This is a genomic window from Peribacillus sp. NPDC056705, from assembly GCF_043656335.1.
Map to the genome: position 1 here is coordinate 2,565 of NZ_JBHTYI010000083.1, position 406 is coordinate 2,970.

The 406-nt window shown below is 52.5% G+C and carries 2 protein-coding genes; both read left to right on the plus strand.

Features of this window, described 5'->3' with window-relative positions:
• Window positions 1-203, plus strand: a 203-nt coding sequence (locus tag ACFRAK_RS27445; protein WP_394572951.1) for a hypothetical protein, incomplete at its 5' end; no start/stop codon positions are given.
• On the plus strand, window positions 157-406 hold a 250-nt coding region (locus ACFRAK_RS27450; RefSeq protein ID WP_394572952.1), incomplete at its 3' end, for a helix-turn-helix domain-containing protein. The genes ACFRAK_RS27445 and ACFRAK_RS27450, both read left to right, overlap by 47 nt.

Consider the following 406-nt stretch of genomic DNA (forward strand, 5'->3'; position numbering starts at 1 on the left):
CGCTTAGTGCGAAGCATCTTTCAAATCTCGCTGTTGATGGAAACGGCGGCTGCCGAATTCATTGGTTATACACCGGAGCGAGCGCCTATATGGTCATCTCCCGAATGGGCACTGATGCTGGAAACCCCCGATCAAGCCGAAGGATTTCTTATGCAGATGGCCGCGGACCTCGTATCCAGGCAGCAGGCCCCATCCCATCCTGAAATAACCCGGATTGATGCGGCCAAGCGCTACATCGAGGAGAATTACATGCAGGATTTAACACTGACCTCACTCGCGGAGCAGTATAACTACCACCCAACCTATTTCTCGGAAATGTTCAAAGAGGAGGCGGGTGTGTCCTTTATCCAATATGTAACCGAAGTCCGCATGAAGCAGGCGGTTCGTCTGCTCACGGAGACCCAAT